Annotated in this window: 17 protein-coding genes and 2 pseudogenes; 9 read left to right on the forward strand and 10 right to left on the reverse strand. The window is 73.8% G+C overall.

All coding sequences use genetic code 11. The features are described 5' to 3' along the window. The first annotated feature begins 5 nt into the window (after positions 1-5). Positions 6-587: a DnaJ family domain-containing protein gene (locus DY240_RS02095; protein WP_199700626.1), complete on the forward strand. Its 582-nt coding sequence runs from the start codon at positions 6-8 to the stop codon at positions 585-587. Here the strand turns inward: DY240_RS02095 and DY240_RS33845 are convergent. From DY240_RS33845 to DY240_RS33850, 3 genes and pseudogenes are all read right to left on the reverse strand, one after another. Beyond that, a partial coding sequence (locus DY240_RS33845; protein WP_325049268.1) for an RNA polymerase subunit sigma-70 occupies positions 538-1,195 on the reverse strand: 658 nt, incomplete at its 5' end. The genes DY240_RS02095 and DY240_RS33845 overlap by 50 nt on opposite strands. A 1-nt stretch (position 1,196) precedes the next feature. Continuing rightward, positions 1,197-1,437: pseudogene (locus tag DY240_RS33940) on the reverse strand (hypothetical protein); the annotation flags it as partial. After that, positions 1,392-1,817, reverse strand: a pseudogene (locus DY240_RS33850) (sigma factor); the annotation flags it as partial. The pseudogenes DY240_RS33850 and DY240_RS33940, both read right to left, overlap by 46 nt. Here DY240_RS33850 and DY240_RS02105 point away from each other — a divergent pair. Further along, entirely contained in the window at positions 1,714-3,135 is a 1,422-nt protein-coding gene (locus DY240_RS02105) for a DHA2 family efflux MFS transporter permease subunit (protein WP_119658319.1), read from the forward strand. The pseudogene DY240_RS33850 and the gene DY240_RS02105 sit on opposite strands and share 104 nt — an antisense overlap. On the opposite strand, the gene DY240_RS02110 is transcribed toward DY240_RS02105, so the two are convergent. Genes DY240_RS02110 through DY240_RS02120 form a run of 3 tightly spaced genes read right to left on the reverse strand, consistent with a single transcriptional unit; the run spans position 3,125 to position 5,299 of the window. Further along, positions 3,125-3,925, reverse strand: coding sequence for an alpha/beta fold hydrolase (locus DY240_RS02110; RefSeq protein ID WP_119658320.1), 801 nt, complete (start codon positions 3,923-3,925; stop codon positions 3,125-3,127). The two genes, DY240_RS02105 and DY240_RS02110, sit on opposite strands and share 11 nt — an antisense overlap. 31 nt (positions 3,926-3,956) lie before the next feature. Further along, positions 3,957-4,700, reverse strand: coding sequence for an SRPBCC family protein (locus tag DY240_RS02115; protein WP_119658321.1), 744 nt, complete (start codon positions 4,698-4,700; stop codon positions 3,957-3,959). 2 nt (positions 4,701-4,702) lie between these two features. Next, the gene (locus tag DY240_RS02120; RefSeq protein WP_119658322.1) at positions 4,703-5,299 is read right to left on the reverse strand and encodes an ArsR/SmtB family transcription factor; all 597 of its coding nucleotides are present in this window, start codon (positions 5,297-5,299) and stop codon (positions 4,703-4,705) included. A gap of 88 nt (positions 5,300-5,387) precedes the next feature. Between DY240_RS02120 and dinB the strand changes: the two genes are divergently transcribed. From dinB to DY240_RS02140, 4 genes are all read left to right on the forward strand, one after another. Continuing rightward, on the forward strand, positions 5,388-6,584 hold the full coding sequence (gene dinB / locus DY240_RS02125; protein WP_119658323.1) for a DNA polymerase IV: 1,197 nt from the start codon (positions 5,388-5,390) through the stop codon (positions 6,582-6,584). Between the two features lie 450 nt (positions 6,585-7,034). Beyond that, positions 7,035-8,036 carry an aldo/keto reductase gene (locus DY240_RS02130; RefSeq protein WP_199700630.1) on the forward strand — a complete coding sequence of 334 codons (1,002 nt, stop codon included), beginning with the start codon at positions 7,035-7,037 and terminating at the stop codon, positions 8,034-8,036. A gap of 23 nt (positions 8,037-8,059) precedes the next feature. Beyond that, positions 8,060-9,109, forward strand: coding sequence for a glucose 1-dehydrogenase (locus tag DY240_RS02135; RefSeq protein WP_119658325.1), 1,050 nt, complete (start codon positions 8,060-8,062; stop codon positions 9,107-9,109). 67 nt (positions 9,110-9,176) lie between these two features. Further along, positions 9,177-9,776: a hypothetical protein gene (locus DY240_RS02140; RefSeq protein WP_119658326.1), complete on the forward strand. Its 600-nt coding sequence runs from the start codon at positions 9,177-9,179 to the stop codon at positions 9,774-9,776. 20 nt (positions 9,777-9,796) lie between these two features. Here DY240_RS02140 and DY240_RS02145 read toward each other — a convergent pair whose 3' ends face one another. The 3 genes from DY240_RS02145 to DY240_RS02155 are packed head-to-tail and all read right to left on the reverse strand — an operon-like array spanning position 9,797 to position 11,273. Further along, positions 9,797-10,102: a hypothetical protein gene (locus DY240_RS02145; protein WP_119658327.1), complete on the reverse strand. Its 306-nt coding sequence runs from the start codon at positions 10,100-10,102 to the stop codon at positions 9,797-9,799. 19 nt (positions 10,103-10,121) lie between these two features. Continuing rightward, entirely contained in the window at positions 10,122-10,874 is a 753-nt protein-coding gene (locus tag DY240_RS02150) for an N-acetyltransferase (protein ID WP_119658328.1), read from the reverse strand. A 21-nt stretch (positions 10,875-10,895) separates the two neighbouring features. Then, positions 10,896-11,273: a DUF1801 domain-containing protein gene (locus tag DY240_RS02155; protein ID WP_119658329.1), complete on the reverse strand. Its 378-nt coding sequence runs from the start codon at positions 11,271-11,273 to the stop codon at positions 10,896-10,898. A 120-nt stretch (positions 11,274-11,393) separates the two neighbouring features. Between DY240_RS02155 and DY240_RS02160 the strand changes: the two genes are divergently transcribed. Next, positions 11,394-11,933 (forward strand): dihydrofolate reductase family protein, encoded by a 540-nt coding sequence (locus DY240_RS02160; RefSeq protein WP_119658330.1) that lies wholly within the window; start codon positions 11,394-11,396, stop codon positions 11,931-11,933. On the opposite strand, the gene DY240_RS02165 is transcribed toward DY240_RS02160, so the two are convergent. Then, positions 11,918-15,166, reverse strand: coding sequence for a BTAD domain-containing putative transcriptional regulator (locus DY240_RS02165; protein ID WP_119658331.1), 3,249 nt, complete (start codon positions 15,164-15,166; stop codon positions 11,918-11,920). The two genes, DY240_RS02160 and DY240_RS02165, sit on opposite strands and share 16 nt — an antisense overlap. A gap of 39 nt (positions 15,167-15,205) precedes the next feature. Between DY240_RS02165 and DY240_RS02170 the strand changes: the two genes are divergently transcribed. Then, complete coding sequence (locus DY240_RS02170) at positions 15,206-15,955, forward strand: glycoside hydrolase family 16 protein (RefSeq protein WP_199700634.1); 750 nt, start codon at positions 15,206-15,208, stop codon at positions 15,953-15,955. 9 nt (positions 15,956-15,964) lie between these two features. Further along, on the forward strand, positions 15,965-16,252 hold the full coding sequence (locus DY240_RS02175) for a DUF1905 domain-containing protein (RefSeq protein ID WP_119658332.1): 288 nt from the start codon (positions 15,965-15,967) through the stop codon (positions 16,250-16,252). Positions 16,253-16,269: the final 17 nt, after the last annotated feature.

Below are 16,269 nucleotides of genomic sequence, written 5' to 3' on the forward strand. Positions count from 1 at the left end.
GAGGCATGGCGGAACGCAAGCCGCCCGGCATGGGCTTCGAGACATGGATCGACAAACAGGTCCGCGAGGCTCAGGAGCGCGGCGAGTTCGACGACCTGCCGCTCGCCGGCAAGCCGTTGCCGCCCCGCCGCCCGGGCGACGAGTACACCTGGATCCGCGAGAAGCTGGCCCGCGAGGGCGAGTCCGCCGAGGCGTTGCTGCCGACGCCGCTGCGGTTGCGCAAAGAGATCCACCAGCTGCCCGAGACGCTGCGCGACGTCCGGTCCGAACAGGCGGTTCGTGACGTGGTCGCCGAGCTGAACGAGCGCATCGCGCAGTGGCTACGCGCGCCGTCGGGCCCGAACATCCCGGTCGCGCCCGTCGACGCCGACACCGTCGTCGCCGAGTGGCGCACGGCGCGGGCCGAGCGCCAGGCCGCCGAGCGTCAGATCGCCCAGGAGCGCGCAGCCGCGGCCGAGCAGGCGGCGGCCGCCGCGCGCGCCACCGCCGAGGAGGCCCGCCGCAACCGCGGCAACCCGCTCAGCCCGTTCACCTGGCTCACCTGGTGGCGCCGGCAGATCGGACGGCGGGGAGACCGAACGCCCTGACCAGCTCCGCATCGCGGAAGACCGTCACCCGGTCGATCCGCCCGCCGGCCATCGTCAGCAGCATCAGTCCGTGCGCCCGGTGCACGCCGTCCTCGCCGCGCTTGTACATCGCGTGCGCCGGCTGCCCGTTGGCCCGGGTCTCGATCGTGAGCATGTCGCCGGGCGCGCCGAGGCGCGGCGCCAGGAACCGGCCGACCGTCTCCGCACCGCGGAACCACGTCGCGTGCGGCGGCATCTCCAGCACGGCGTCGCGGGCCAGCAGCCGCACCAGGCCGTCGACGTCGGCGTGCTCGAACGCCGCCACGTAACGGTCCAGCAGCTCGCGCTGCCGCGCGTCGGACGGCTCCGGCGCGACGCGCGCGACGCCGTCCGCGTCCAGCCCGGCCAGCTGGGCCCGCGCCCGCCGTAGCGCGCTGTTCACCGCCGTCGTCGTCGTGTCGAGCAGCCGCGCGACCTCCGCGGCCCGCCAGCGCAGGACGTCGCGCAGGATCAGCACCGCCCGCTGCCGCGCCGGCAGGTACTGCAGCGCGGCGACCAGCGCCAGCCGCGTGCTCTCCCGGCCGACGGCGATGGCGGCGGGGTCGTCGGCGTGCGGATCGGCGACGGCGNGATGGCGGCGGGGTCGTCGGCGTGCGGATCGGCGACGGCGTCCGGGAACGGCTCCAGCCACGGCACGTCGGTGAGCGGCGGCTCCAGCGGTGCGTCGGGGTCGGCGTTCGGCCCGCCCAGCCCCGACGGCAGGGCGCGGCGGCCGCGGCTCTCCAGCGCACGCAGACACGCCCGGGTCGCAATGGTGTACAGCCAGGTGCGCAGCGACGCCCGGCCCTCGAACCCGTCGTAGCCGCGCCACGCCCGCAGGTACGTCTCCTGGACGGTGTCCTCGGCGTCGTGCAGCGACCCGAGCATGCGGTAGCAGTGGGCCAGCAGCTCGCGGCGGTACGGGTCGGTCTGCCGGGCGAACTCGTCGGCCCGCGCCTCGGACGTCACGGTCATTCGGTCCCTCCTGGTCGTGCGCTCTCCCTGGTACAGACCCGCGCGGCACCCGGAAGTCGTCGGTGCGGCGAGTTTCGCGGTGACGGTGGATCTGCCTGGGGTGACGGAATCGTGAAACCGAAGGAGTCGCACGATGAGCTCGCGCTCACACCGGGCCTGGGTGCTGGCCCTCACCTCGATCGCCTCGCTCATGGTGGCACTGGACACGCTGATCGTGACGGTCGCCCTGAGCACCATCAGGTCCGACCTGGGTGCCACGCTGGAGGAACTGGAATGGACGGTCACGGCCTACAGCCTGAGCCTGGCCGTGCTCCTGATGACCGGATCGGCCCTGGGCGACAGGTACGGCCGCAAGCGGCTGTTCGCCGTCGGCCTGGTGGTGTTCACCGCCGCGTCGGCGGCGTGCGCACTGGCTCCTGGGATCGGCTGGCTGATCGCAGCCCGGATCGTCCAGGGTGCCGGCGCCGCGGTGCTGATGCCGCTGTCGCTGGCGATCCTGAGCGCGGCGTACCCGCCCGAGCGCCGGGGCCGGGCGATGGGCGTCTTCATGGGCGTGACCGGGCTGTCGGTGGTCGGCGGGCCGCTGCTGGGCGGCGCCATCACCGAGGGCGCGTCCTGGGAATGGATCTTCTGGCTGAACGTGCCGCTCGGGCTGCTGGTCCTGCCGTTCGTGCTGACGCGTATCGAGGAGAGCCGCGGCGGCGACACGGGGCTCGACCTTCCCGGCCTCGCGCTGGGCACGGCCGCGGCGTTCGGCCTGGTATGGGGGCTGGTCCGTGGCAACGTCGCCGGCTGGGGCAACGCGGAGGTGGTGACCGCGCTGGTGCTGGGCGTCGCGCTGCTGGCGGCGTTCGTGGCGTGGGAGCGGCGAGCGTCCGAGCCGATGCTGCCGCTCGCGTTCTTCCGCTCCCGGGCGTTCTCCGCCGGCAACGCCACCGCCTTCCTGCTGACCGCCTCGCTGTTCGGGACGCTGTTCCTCATCGCCCAGTTCATGGAGATCGGCCTGGGGCACACGCCGTTCGAGGCCGGCCTGCGACTGGTGCCGTGGACCGGCTGCCTCATGGTCGTGGCGCCGGTCGCCGGCGCGCTGGTCGACCGGCTGGGCGAGCGGCCGTTCCTGGTCGGCGGGCTGCTGCTGCAGGCCGGCGGGTTCGCCTGGCTGGCGCTGATCGCCGAGCCGGGCATGGCGTACGCACCGCTGGTCCCGCCACTGGTCATCAGCGGCATCGGCATCGCGATGGCGATCCCCGCCACCCAGAACTCCGTCGTCGGCGCCGTGCCCGCGCACATGATCGGCAAGGGCGCCGGCACGAACACCATGCTCCGGCAGCTCGGCGGGGTCTTCGGCATCGCCGTCCTGGTGGCGGTCTTCGCCGGCCGGGGCGGCTACGCCTCGCCGCGGGAGTTCACCGACGGGTTCGTCGCGGCCCTGGCCGGCGCCGCGCTGCTGGCCCTGGCCGGCGCCGCCGCCGGGTTGCTGATTCCCCGGCGGCGGACGACGGCGGACGCCGCGGACGGCGCCCGTGACCGTCACCGCGAGGTGGTCAGGAGCTGAAGTACTCCGTGAGCACCGGGACCTGCACGGCCGCCTTCACCATGTGCGTCTGGCCGGGCAGGGTCCGGTGCTGCGCGTTGGGCAGCACCTCGGCGAGCCGGCGCTGACTGTTGCGCATGTACTCGGGGCTCTTGCCGCCGTCCATGACCAGCGCCGGCTGCGTGACGGCGGACCACCGGTCGGCCGGGAACGGCTTGCCGTAGCCGGTGTCGCCGAGCACGCGGTAGTCGTACGGGATCGTGTGCGCGACGGCCTTGAGCTTCTTCCACACCGGCGTGAGCCGCATGATCGCGATGGCCGCGGCCGGCGTGCCGACGGTCTTCATGAACAGCTTGACGACGTCGCTGCGGCGGTCGGCCGCGACCAGCTCGTCGGTGCGGGCCAGCAGGTCCGGCGGCCACGGCTTGCCGGTGTCGTCGGTGATGGCCGGCAGCTCGTAGAGCGCGAGCTTCGTGACGCCGGAGCCGGGCCGCTTCGCCGCCTCCAGGGCCAGCGCCGCACCGGAGGAGCAGCCGTACATGAACACCTCGCCACCGGCGGCGGCGATCAGGGCCTCCAGGTCCTCGGCCTCGCGCTCGACGGCGTACGGGGCGGTGTCGCCGCTCTCGCCGCGGCCGCGCCGGTCGTAGAAGTAGACGGTGAACGCGGCGGCCAGGCCGTCGGCGAGGTCGGCCATCGGGCCGAAGTCGCGGTAGCACAGGGCGCCGTCGACGAGGATCAGCGGCGGCCCGGAGCCGACCTTCGTGTAGGCGATGGTGGTGCCGTCGGCCGAGGTGACGGTGCTGGACATGGGCGGACTCTCCTTGGGCGGGTGAGTGTGGTCAGCCGAGGACGCGGGTCAGCCAGGCCTGCCAGGCGGCGTCGGTGTGGCGGTGCGCGTCGTCGGCGAAGACGTGGTGGGCGGCGATCATGGGGCCGTGGAACCCCTGGAGGAAGCGGATCAGCGTGCCGGCGGTGCGGATGCCGAGGGTCTCGGCGTTGACGTAGTAGACCACGCCGTCCTCCTCCGCACCGTCCGCGAACCGCAGGCGGATGCCGTCGCCGGGAGCGACCGGAGCGGTGAGGCCGAGCTCGGCGCGCAGCGTGGCCCAGGCGTGGTCCCAGTCGGCGACCGGCGGGCCGAACGCCGTGACGGGCGTGGCCGTGCGGCCGGCGAAGTGGGTGAGGTACTCGAACAGCGTCTGGAAGAACAGCTCGTGGCCGCGCGACATGGCCTCGAACTCGTCGGCCCAGTCGTCGCCGGGGAGGAAGCCGCTCGCGACCACCCGCAGCGTGGTGCTGCCGCGGTCGCGGCCCTCGAGCAGGAACTCGTAGGCGACGAACCGGCCGTCAGGCTCGGGCTCGGTCGCGTAGGCCAGCCGCTTGCCGGGCTCCCACGCGGTGACGCCGTGCGCCGGAGCGTAGCCGCCGAAGTCGATGCGGACGGCGCCGTCGGGGCCCGGCTCGACGTCGGCGCGGCCCATGAACCACGACTCGATGCCGGGACCGGTGGCGATGGCCGCCCAGATCTCCTCGGGCGTGGCGTCGACGTCGGCCTGGTGCGTCGACTCGAACTCGCGACCCATGGTCAGGACTCCTTCGGCGCGGCGTCGACGCTCGGGTGGACGGCGACGACGATGCGGTGGGGGCGTCCGCCGGGGGCGGACTCGTCGTGGTACTTGGCGACCAGCGCGGTGACGGCGCCGGCCAGTTCTTCGGCGAACGCGGCGCGGTCGGCGGCCGAGGCGAACCGCACCTCGCCGTCGACGGCGAACGTGGCCACCCGCTTGCGCGCCTTGGCCGACGCCGTGATGAGCAGGCCGACGTCGCGGACCAGCCTCGACGCCAGCGCCAGCAGCCAGCGGGCGGACAGCCTGTCGGGTGAGCGGGACGGGTCGGGCTGCACGGCGGCCAGCGCCGTCGGCGAGATGACGTACGACGCCGCCGTCGCCTGGAGCACCCGCTCGGTGACGTTGCCCTTGCGCCGCTCCTCGACCAGCTCGACCAGGCCGTGCCGTTCCAGCGTGCGCAGGTGGTAGTTCACCTTCTGCCGGGCCAGGCCGACGCGGGCGGCCAGCATGGTGGCCGACCCGGGCTCGGCGAGCTCCGCCAGCAGCCGGGTCCGCATGGGGTCCAGCGACGCCTCCGCCGCTGCGGGGTCCTCGATCACCGCTACGTCCTGCATGCCGAGAAGCGTGCCACCGACAAATACGTTTGTCAAGAAGGTGAGCACTGTCGGAAGTCTTGGCATCTCGATGTTCTGATGCGAACATGTGTTCGTGGCCAGTCGGGCGACCATTCTGCATGCCGACCTCGACGCCTTCTACGCGTCGGTCGAGCAGCGCGACGACCCCGACCTGCGCGGCAAGCCCGTCATCGTCGGCATGGGCGTCGTCCTGGCGGCCAGCTACGAGGCCAAGGCGCGCGGGGTGCGCACGGCGATGGGCGGCCGGCAGGCGCGCCGGCTGTGCCCTGACGCCGTCGTCGTCTCGCCGCGCATGTCGGCCTACTCGGCGGCCAGCGAGGCGGTGTTCGAGGTGTTCCGGCGGACGACGCCGCTGGTCGAGGGGCTCTCCATCGACGAGGCGTTCCTGGACGTCGGGGGGCTGGCGAAGATCTCCGGCTCGCCGCCGGAGATCGCCGCGCGGCTGCGCGCCGAGGTGCTGCGCACCGTCGGGCTGCCGATCACCGTCGGCGTGGCTCGCACCAAGTTCCTCGCCAAGGTGGCCAGCGCGGTGGCCAAGCCGAACGGCCTGCTGGTGGTCGAGCCCGAGCGCGAGCTGGAGTTCCTGCACCCGCTGCCGATCGAGCGGCTGTGGGGCGTCGGTGAGAAGACGGCGGTGAAGCTGCGGCAGCGCGGCGTCTACACCGTCGGCGACGTCGCCCGGCTGGCCGAGCGGTCGCTGGTCGCCATCGTCGGCCCTGCGGCCGGCCGGCACCTGCACGCGCTGGCCGTCGGCCGCGACCCGCGCCGCGTGGTCGTCGGCCAGCGGCGGCACTCCATCGGGTCGCAGCACGCCCTGGGCAGCCGGCGCCGGTCGGCGGCCGAGCTCGACGCCGTCGTCGTCGGCATCGTCGACCGCGTGGCCCGGCGGCTGCGCGGCGCTCGCCGCGTCTGCCGCACCGTCGTGCTGCGGCTGCGCTTCGACGACTACACCCGCGCCACCCGCTCGCACACCCTGGCCGAGCCGACGTCGCACACCGGCCAGCTGCTCACCGTCACCCGCAACCTCCTCGCCGCGGTGGCGCCCACCATCGAGCAGCGCGGGCTGACGCTGGTCGGCGTCGCGCTGAGCAACCTCGAGGACGACAACCCGCTCCAGCTGCCGCTGCCCATCGACCGCCACGGCGGCAGCGCGCTCGACGCCACCGTCGACGACGTACGCGACCGGTTCGGCTCGCGCGCCGTCACCCGCGCCGTCCTGCTGAACCGGGACGAGGGTGTGGTGATGCCGCTGCTGCCCGACTGACGGAGCGCCGTCAGCCGTCCCTGCTGCGTGGGCCGTCCCCCTGCTGCGGCTAAGAACGGGCAGTTATCAGGGGGACGGGGGAGTGTGGCGATGGGACCGGGGGCGTTCGGCCCGGCTTCTATGTGGCGTTGGTGTCGTTGAGCGTCCACGTGGTGAGATTTCCCCGTGATTCGGGAGCCGTCACGAGGATTACCCCAGCGTCAACACCCCTGCAGCCATGGTGAAGCTCGTGCAATCCTCGTGATGTAGGCGATCCTGGATGATCATCGCTGTCCACAGGGGCGGCAAACGGGGCGAAACGGGCGCGGAAGCGTGGCGGCAGAGGCGCGGCGACGGTACCAACCCGCGTGACGTCGGCCTCGTCCCGAGCCGTATTGATGAGCGCGGCTTCTCGGTGTCATCGATCATCCCTGTTGGACAGCACGGCCGCCGTCCACGGAGGCTGATGGCATGTTGCAGACCGCACCTCTGGGCCGTACCGGCATGGACCTCACTCGGGTGGGCTTCGGCGCCTGGGCCATCGGCGGCGGCGACTGGGCGCACGCCTGGGGACCGCAGGACGACGACGAGTCCGTGCAGGCCATCCGCTATGCGGTGGAGTCCGGCGTGAACTGGATCGACACCGCCGGCGTCTACGGGCTCGGCCATTCCGAGGAGGTGGTCGCGCGGGCGCTGCGCGACCTCCCTCCCGACGACCGTCCGTACGTGTTCACCAAGGGCGGGCTGGTGTGGGACCCCGACGACCGCTCGCGGCCGGCGAGCCGGGTGGGCCGGCCCGAGAGCATCCGCCGTGACGTCGAGAGCTCGCTGCGGCGGCTCGGCGTCGAGCGCATCGACCTGTTCCAGATGCACTGGCCGGCCGAGGACGGCACACCGGTCGAGGAGTACTGGGCGGCGTTCCGCGAGCTGGTCGACGAGGGCAAGATCCGCGCCGCCGGGCTGTCCAACCACGACGTCAAGCAGCTGGACGCGGCCGAGTCCGTCGGGCATGTCGACGCCCTGCAGCCGCCGCTGAGCCTGATCCGCCGCGACGCCGCCTCTGACGTCATCCCGTGGTCGGCCGAACACGACACCGGCGTCATCGTCTACAGCCCGATGGCCTCCGGCCTGCTCACCGGGTCGTTCACCGCCGAGCGGGCGGCGTCGCTGGGCGCCGACGACTGGCGCAGCCGCAGCGCCGATTTCACCGGTGACGGGCTGCGGCGCAACCTCGCGCTGGTCGACGACCTGCGGCCGATCGCCGAGCGCAAGGGCGTCAGCGTGGCGGCGCTCGCGGTCGCCTGGACGCTGGCGGTCCCGGGTGTCACCGCCGCCATCGTCGGCGCCCGCCGGCCGAGCCAGATCGACGGCTGGGTCACGGCGGCCGGCCTGGAGCTCGACACCGCCGACCTCGACGACATCGCGGCGGCCCTGACGGCGAACGCGGCGGGCACCGGTCCGTTGCGTCCCTGACGATCCCGGGTAAGGGTTCCACCGTGCGTGCGATGACGGTGGAACCCGGCCGGCCCGGATCGTTCGAGGTCCGCGAGGTGCCCGACCCGACACCAGGCGACGGCGACCTGCTCGTACGGGGCCTCGCGGCCGGGATCTGCGGCACCGACGCGGAGATCGTCGCCGGCGAGTACGGCGAGCCGCCGCCCGGCAGCGACCTGCTGGTGCTGGGCCACGAGTCGCTCGGGACGGTGCTCCAGGCGCCGGACGGGAGCCAGGTCCGCCCCGGCGACCTGGTGGCCGGTGTCGTCCGGCGGCCCGACCCGGAGCCCTGCGCGGCCTGCGCGCACGGGGAGTTCGACATGTGCCGCAACGGCCGCTACACCGAGCACGGCATCAAGGAACTGGACGGCTTCGGCGCCGAGCGGTGGTGCGTCCCGGCCGGCGACGTCGTCGTCCTCGATCCGGCGCTCGAACCGGTCGGCATGCTGGTCGAGCCGGCCAGCGTGGTGGCGAAGGCGTGGGAGCAGATCGAGCGCATCGGGGAACGGTCGTGGTTCGACCCCGCGTCGGTGCTGGTCACCGGTGCTGGGCCGATCGGGCTGCTCGCCGCGCTGCTGGGCGTGCAGCGCGGGCTGGACGTCCACGTCCTCGATGTCGTGGACCGCGGGGCCAAGCCGGACGCCGTCGCGGCCTTGGGCGCGACCTACCACCACGACGGGCTGGAGCGGGCGGCGGAGAAGGTCCGGCCCGACATCGTCATCGAGGCCACGGGGGTGTCCGACCTCGCGTTCGGCGCCATGGCGAGCACCGCCGCGTTCGGCATCGTCTGCCTGACCGGCGTGTACGCGGCCGGCCGCCGGATCTCCGTCGAGGCCGGCAGCGGCTACCGCGAGATGGTGCTGGAGAACGACGTGCTGTTCGGCTCGGTCAACGCCAACCACCGGCACTACCGGGCCGCGGCGGACGCGCTGGCCGCGGCCGATCCCACCTGGCTCGGCCGGCTGATCACCCGGCGGGTGCCGCTGGACGACGCGGTGCGGGCGCTGCGGCGCGAGGACGGCGACATCAAGGTCGTCGTCGATCTGATCTAGGCGCAGCCTGGTCCGAGTTGTCCGGAAACCGCCCGCGCGAGGCCGCCCAGCCGGAATGATGGTCCCCGTGGCGGCGGACGCTTCCGATCTGCGTGATGACACGCTCTGGCTCGGCGGTGCCTACGAGCTGGCCGTCGAGCTGGGCGAGCGCGACGACGCCCGGCTCGAGGCGGCGCTGACGACGCTGTGGACGGCCGCGGACGTCGCCGGGTGCCACGCCGCGGGGCCTGACGACCCGGGCACGTGGGCCGAGGCGCCCTGCACCGCGGCGGCACTGCACCGGCACGGCCGGCTGGCCGGGCTCGTCACGCTGCCGCGCCGGCGCACCGTCGTGTGCGGGGTCCGTGCCGTCCGGCAGGTGTCCGGCACCGACTGGCTGGTGTTCTTCATCCCGGTCGGCGCGCTGGACCTCGCCGAGCCGCGCAGCGCCGCGTTCCCCTTCCGCGGCGGCGACTCGCTGCTATGGCGGCGGCCGCTGGACCGCTGGCTGGCCGGCATCGGCGCCCGGGTCTACGCGGCCGTGCCGTTCCGGCTGGCGCTCATCGGTCCCGAGGTCGCCGGGCTGACGACGGCGCGATCGTTGGGCGGCCGGCCGCCGGCCGAACGCTGGGCGGCGTACCTGATCCCGTCCGGCGCGGGCCTGGAGTACCACCAGGCCGACCGCTGACGCCGTCCGCCCTCCTCGGGTCAGCGGGCGGCGAGCCGGTCGAACGCGGCCTTCACCGCGGCCGGCAACCGCTCGGGGTCGTCGTCGACGAGCGTGCGCGCGGCGTGATAGCAGGCCAGCCCCAGCTCGGCGGCGACGGTGGCGGTCTCGCGGTCGGCGCCGCGGTCGGTGAGCACGCGCGTCAGCGTCTCGGCGTGCCGGCGCAGCTTGGTGAGGCTGCGGGCGCGCAGCTCCGGGTGGCTCTCGACCAGACGCTCGTGCGCGGCGTCGATGATCGCCTCGCGGGTGCGTTGCTGCTTCCGCTCGCGCAGGGTCTCCGGTGCCACGTCGTCGAGCTTAGAGCGATCAGGCCACCGGGTGCCGCATCCACACGTTGGGCTCGACGTAGACGGCGTAGTCGTGCTCGACACTGCAGTGCACCGGCACCAGCGCCTCCGGCACGACGACGTCGCCGCTCGTGTCGAACGGCAGGCCGGTCCACTGGCGCCAGTCGGCGAGCGTGCCGGTGATCACCATCGACCGCGGCGCGACCTTGACGATCGTCGCCCCGGCCCGCGCGTGCACCCGCAGCCACGGGTCGGCCGGCAGCCCGTCGGGCCGGGTGCGGTAGGCGTACTCGCTCATCGGGGCATGCGGCTCGAGGTGCTTCGCGCTCGGCCGTACGGGCGCGACCAGCTCGGTGAAGCCCAGCCGGCGGACGTTGTCGTGCATCGCCTGCAGCATGACGGCGGCCAGGCCCTGGCCGCGGCGGTCCGGCCGGATGGAGATCTCCAGCGCCGACACCAGGTTCGGCGTCGTGCCGCGGTCGCGGTCCTGCGCCGCCCACCGGATGACGCCGTCCCACCCGTCGTCGGGCAGCTGCTCGCGGTTCCTGCCGCCGAACGCGACCGGCACGGTGTAAGCCAGCGCCACGGGGGTGTCGGGCGGTTCGTAGGCGACGAGCACGTGCTCGGGATGGTTCCGCCCGGCGTCCGGGTAGTAGAGGTTGGATGTGGGGTCCTGCTGCATGAACGCGGGCCACAGCTGCGGGATCTTCTCCTCCAGCGCGGCCAGCTCAGGGTGGAGGTCCAGCGGCTGGACGATCAGGTTCCCGGACATGGCCGGATTGTGTCATTCCGGTCAGCGCGGAAGCATGTCCCTTTGCCGGTCGAGCGCCTGCCGCAGCAACGCTGCCACCGCGGCAGGGTGCTCCCGGGCTCGTGTGAACGGCATGGTGCGCAGGTACCGGCCGCCGCCGTCGAGCAGGTCGTCCGGGTCGTCGAGCAGCACGCCCTTGTGGAACATCAGGCTGACGGTCTGCTTGTTCACGGCCACGGCGCAGATCCAGTGGTGCCAGTCGCCGCCGGCGGTGAAGGTGAGCCGGTTCCACTTGATCGCCTCGTCGAGGTCGCCGGGCGCGGCGTCGCGGAGCTGGTCGGCCAGCGCCTCGGTCTCCGTGCGGCGCTCGGCGGGCAGCTGGTCGAGCCAGAGGTCGATCTGGTGGGGTCGGCCGGTCATGACGCACCTCCTGTTCCTCCGGCGTACCCGCTGCGGCCGGTGCTGAAGCGGACCTGAAGGAAACCGTAAGGCGGGCCCGGCATCGTGAAGCCATCGAGAACACCCAGCCAGGAGGACATCATGCGCAAGATCATCGAGTCGACCTTCATCACCCTCGACGGCGCCATCGGCGAGCCGCACGTGTGGGGCCCGCCGTACTGGGACGAGCAGCACAACGACTACAACCAGAAGCTCGCCTACAACGTCGACGCCATGCTGCTCGGCCGGGCGACCTACGAGGGGTTCAAGGACGCCTGGACACAGCGGGCGGGCGATCCGTTCGCCGACCGCTTCAACGCCCTGCCGAAGTACGTGGCCTCCCGCACGCTCACCGGCGAGCTGGAGTGGAACGCGCAGCTGCTGCAGGGCGATGTGGCGCAGGCCGTCGCCGACCTGAAGGCGCAGCCCGGCGAGACGATCATCAAGTACGGCACCGGCGAGCTGGACCGGACGCTCCTGGAGCACAAGCTGGTCGACGAGTACCACTTCTGGATCTTCCCGGTGCTGTCCGGCGGCGACGGCTACCGGCTGTGGGACGGGTTCGACACCGCGCACCTGAAGCTGGTCGACCAGACGGTGTTCGACTCCGGGATCATCGTGGGCGTCTACGCCCCGAAGTGACCGTCCGGACCCGTGCGCGGCCGCCCGGCCAGCTCCCGGGCGGCCGCGGGGGTCAGCTCCGCGCCCGCCGCGAACGCCGCCTCGAAGGCGGCCTCGTCCTGCGCCGACCGGATCAGCACCGCGATCCGGTCGGCTTCGCGCTGCTCGGCCGGTGACCGCGGCAGGCCTCCGGCGACGCGAGCGCTCTCCGCGGCACCGAGCACGACGGCGGCATCGTGCGCCGCGCCGCCCATGGCCAGCGCCGCGGCCGCCGCCTCGAGCGCGAACGTCCACTCGCGGGTGGCGGCGAGCTCGGTTCCGGTGTCGTAGGCGCGCAGGTGCAGCTCGAGCGCCGCGGCCGCGTCACCGCGCGCGGCGACGAGGAAGCCGAGCTCGTTGAGCACGATGGAGATGTAGAACGCGGTACCGGCCTCCGTGGCCTGCTCCTCGGCCGTCCGCAGCAGCCGGGTCAGCTGCTCCTCGGCGGCGTCCAGGTCGCCGGCCCGCCGAGCCGCGAACGCCAGCCCCAGGGCGGCGAACACCTGGGCGGCCTGCTGGCCGTGCTCCGCCGCCAGCCGCACCGCCCGTTCGCCGTGGTCGCGCGCGGCGGCGTAGTCGCCGGTCTGCACGCCGATCCAGGCCAGCCACGACAGCAGCCCCGCGACGTCCGGCCACAGGCCGAGCTCCTCGGCCCGCGGGAGGGCCTCCTGGCAGCGCCGGATCGCGGCGTCGTAGTCGCCGGTGAGGTCGGCGAGTCCGATCAGCCAGTCGGTCGCCTGCAGGATGCCCCAGCCGTCGCCGAGGTCGCGGAAGATCTCCAGCGCCCGCGCCGCCGCCTGGTCCAGCGTCGCCGGGTCGCCGTGGACATGCGCGATCCGGGCCCGCAGGACGAGCGCGGCGGCCTGGCCCCAGCGGTCACCGGTGGCCTCGAACCCCTTCGTGGCGCGCCCGAGCATCCTCTCGCTGGCGGCGAGGTCGCCGAGGTCGAACGTCGCCCAGCAGAGGAACCACTCCGCGCGAGCCCGCAGCGTCGAGTCGTCGGCGTGCTCGAACGTGGCGAGTGCGTCGGCGCACCGGGCGGACCAGTCGCGCTGGTCACCCTGCAGGATCGCGATGCCGGTGTGCCAGGTCAGCGCATGCCCGCGCACAGCGGCCGGTGCGTCGCCCTCGACGGCCAGCGCCGCCTCCAGTGCGCGGCGCCCCTCCGTGAGCCGGCCGCGCAGCAGCCAGTACCACGTCTGGGCGCCGGCGAGTCGCAGCGCCAGCTCCGACGCGCCCAGCCGCTCGGCGGCGTCCAGCGCGGCGCGCAGGTTGGCCGACTCCGCGTCCAGCGTGTGCAGCCACTCGCCCTGGCGGGGGCCGCGCAGCTCGGCGTCGGCCTGTTCGGCCAGCGCCGCGTAGTAGTGGGCGTGCCGGAGCCGGATCCGGGCATGCTCGCCGGTCTCGAGCAGCCGGTTGACACCGTAGGCGGCGACGGACTCCAGCAGCCGGTAGCGCCGCGCGCCGGTCCGCTCGTCGACCACGACCAGGGATCGGTCGACCAGCCGGGCCAGCAGGTCCAGCACGTCGAGGTCGCCGTCGACGGCGCAGACCGCCTCGGCGGCCGCGAGCGTGCAGCCGTCGGCATGCACGGCCAGCCGCCGCAGCACGACCTGTTCGTCGGGCTCCAGCAGGTTCCAGCTCCAGTCGATCGCGGCCGCGAGCGTCCGCTGCCGGGCCGGCCGGTCGCGCGGCCCGCTGCCCAGCGCGCGGAACCGGTCGTCGAGGCGGTCGAGCAGCGTGTGCACGCCGAGCGCTCGGACCCTCGTGGCAGCCAGCTCGAGGGCGAGCGGGATGCCGTCGAGCCGCCGGCACAGCTCGGCCACGGCCGGACCGGTGGACGCGTCCAGCGTGAACTCGCGGGCGGCCGCCGCCGCCCTGGCGACGAACAACCGCACCGCGGCGGACTCGACGAGCCGGTCGCCGTCGTCGTCGGCGGGCACGTCGAGCGGCGGGACCTCCCAGAGCACCTCGCCGCTGAGCCCGAGCGGCTCGCGGCTGGTGGCCAGCACGGTGACGCCGGGCGCGGCGTGCAGCAGCCGGCCGGTGAGCGCGGCGGCGTGCTCGACGAGGTGCTCGCAGTTGTCCAGGACCAGCAGCAGCCGCCGCTCGCGCAGCGCCTCGGCCAGCCGGTCCGACGGCGCGGCCGGCCGCTCGCCCGGCTCCGCGGCGTCACGGATGCCGAGCGCCGCCATGGCCAGCTCGGCGATGTCGTCGACGGCGCGACGGGGGTTCGGTCGCTCCAGTGCCGCCAGCTCGACCAGCCAGCCGCCGTCGTCGTAGCCGTCCGCGAGCGAGTGGGCCGCCGCCGTCGCCAGCCGGGTCTTGCCGACCCCGCCGGGGCCGGTGAGCGTGACCAGCCGCTCCTTGCCCAGCAGCTCGCGCAGCTCGGTGAGGGCGTCGTCGCGGCCGATCAGTGCCGGCGGCCGGGGGAGGTTGGTGCGCGGCGGCCGCCTCGGCTCCGGCGCGGGGGTGAGGCGGGGGTCCTGCTCGAGGATGGCCTGGTGCAGGGCGGCGAGCTCGGGCCCGGGGTCGAGGCCCAGCTCGTCGGCGAGGCCGCGGCGGAACTCCTCGTAGCCGTCCAGCGCCTCGCGCTGCCGCCCGGCCCGGTAGAGCGCGCGCAGGTGGACCGCGCGCAGCCGCTCGCGGAACGGGTGGTCGGCGACCGGCGCGGCCAGCTCGGCGGCGAGGACGGTGTGCTCGCCCAGCGCCAGCCGCGCCTCGGCGAGCAGTTCGAACGCGGCCAGCCGCCGCTCCTCCCAGCCGGCGGCGACCGTGCGGGCGAACTCGTGGTCGGCGAAGTCGGCGAGGGCCGGGCCGCGCCACAGGCCGAGCGCCTCCGTCAGCACGTCCCTGCGGCGTTGCGGGTCGTCCGTCGCCTGGGCCCGGCCGACCAGCTCGGCGAAGCGTGCGACGTCGACGGCGTCGGTCTCCAGCGCGTAGCCGGGTGCGCGCGAGACGACGAGGTCGCGGGCGCCCGGCTCGGCGTCGTCGAGCGCTTTGCGCAGCTGCGAGACCCGCACCTGCAGCGCGGCGCCGGGATTGGCCGGCGCGTCGTCGCCCCAGACGTCCTCGACCAGCCGGTCGGCGGAGGCGGCCCGGCCCTGGTGGACGAGGAGGTCGGCCAGCAGCGCCCGCACCTTCACCCCGGGGACGGTGACCGGCACGCCGTCATCGGTCCAGACGGCGAGCGGACCGAGAACGCCGAAACGCATGCGCTCACCCTAACGAGCGCCTGGCGTCTACGATCAGGCATGGCCGTGCGCATGGAGGAACGGTTCGGCGGCGACGACCTCGACACGAGCGTCTGGTTCCCCTTCTATCTCTCGCACTGGAGCTCGCGCGCCGAGTCCGCCGCGACGTACTCCGTCAGCGACGGCGAGCTGCGGTTGTCCATCCCGCCGTCGCAGGGCCTGTGGTGCCCCGACCGGCACGAGGAGCCGCTGCGGGTGTCGGCGCTGCAGACCGGCGCGTTCTCGGGTCCGGTCGGCAGCACGGTGGGGCAACAGCCGTTCGCGCCCGGGCTCACGGTGCGTGAGGAGCAACCGCCGTTCTGGGGGTACACGCCGACGTACGGACGGTTCGAGGCCCGGCTGCGCGGCGTCGTGACCGAGCGGTCGATGGTGGCGTTCTGGCTGTCCGGCATCGAGGACCGGCCCGAGCGGTCCGGCGAGATCTGCGTCATGGAGGTCTTCGGGTCCGCGCCCCACGACATCGGCATGGGCGTGCACGCGTTCCGCGACCCCGCGCTGCGCGAGGACTTCGAGACGCCCTGGCTCGACCTCGACGTCGCCGACTTCCACCTCTACGGCGTCGACTGGCGGCCCGGCCGCGTCACGTTCAGCGTCGACGGACAGGTCGTCCGCGTGGTGCACCAGGCGCCGGACTACCCGATGCAGCTGATGCTCGGCGTGTTCGACTTCCCCGCCCGCGGCGGCGACGAGGGCGCCGTGCCGGAGCTGGTCGTGACGCACGTGACCGGCGACCAGCTTCAGCAGCTCTAGGATCTGGGCGTGGAGCTGGAGTTCAGCGGCGAGATCTGGCATTGGCGCGGCCCGTCGCCGTTCCACTTCGTCACCGTGCCGGGTGACGAGAGCGCCGAACTGGCCGAGGCGGCGGCGATGGTGACGTACGGCTGGGGCATGATCCCGGTCAAGGCCCGCATCGACGGCACCGAGTGGACCACGTCGCTCTACCCGAAGGACGGCGGATACGTCGTCCCCATCAAGGACGTCGTCCGCCGGGCCGAGAAGCTGCAGGTCGGCGACGTCGTCACGATCAATCTGTTCGTCGACGTCTGAGCTCGGCGTCAGGATGG

The organism is Jiangella rhizosphaerae (assembly GCF_003579925.1).
GTDB lineage: Bacteria > Actinomycetota > Actinomycetes > Jiangellales > Jiangellaceae > Jiangella > Jiangella rhizosphaerae.

Bases quoted from the DNA above. Each gene is read 5' to 3' on its own strand.
- DY240_RS02165 (WP_119658331.1), bottom strand. From the start codon at position 15,166: ATGCGTTTCGGCGTTCTCGGTCCGCTCGCCGTCTGGACCGATGACGGC.
- DY240_RS02115 (WP_119658321.1), bottom strand. From the start codon at position 4,700: ATGGGTCGCGAGTTCGAGTCGACGCACCAGGCCGACGTCGACGCCACG.
- DY240_RS02170 (WP_199700634.1), top strand. From the start codon at position 15,206: ATGGCCGTGCGCATGGAGGAACGGTTCGGCGGCGACGACCTCGACACG.
- DY240_RS02160 (WP_119658330.1), top strand. From the start codon at position 11,394: ATGCGCAAGATCATCGAGTCGACCTTCATCACCCTCGACGGCGCCATC.
- DY240_RS02150 (WP_119658328.1), bottom strand. From the start codon at position 10,874: ATGTCCGGGAACCTGATCGTCCAGCCGCTGGACCTCCACCCTGAGCTG.
- DY240_RS02105 (WP_119658319.1), top strand. From the start codon at position 1,714: ATGAGCTCGCGCTCACACCGGGCCTGGGTGCTGGCCCTCACCTCGATC.
- DY240_RS02110 (WP_119658320.1), bottom strand. From the start codon at position 3,925: ATGTCCAGCACCGTCACCTCGGCCGACGGCACCACCATCGCCTACACG.
- DY240_RS02155 (WP_119658329.1), bottom strand. From the start codon at position 11,273: ATGACCGGCCGACCCCACCAGATCGACCTCTGGCTCGACCAGCTGCCC.
- DY240_RS02130 (WP_199700630.1), top strand. From the start codon at position 7,035: ATGTTGCAGACCGCACCTCTGGGCCGTACCGGCATGGACCTCACTCGG.
- DY240_RS02120 (WP_119658322.1), bottom strand. From the start codon at position 5,299: ATGCAGGACGTAGCGGTGATCGAGGACCCCGCAGCGGCGGAGGCGTCG.
- DY240_RS02095 (WP_199700626.1), top strand. From the start codon at position 6: ATGGCGGAACGCAAGCCGCCCGGCATGGGCTTCGAGACATGGATCGAC.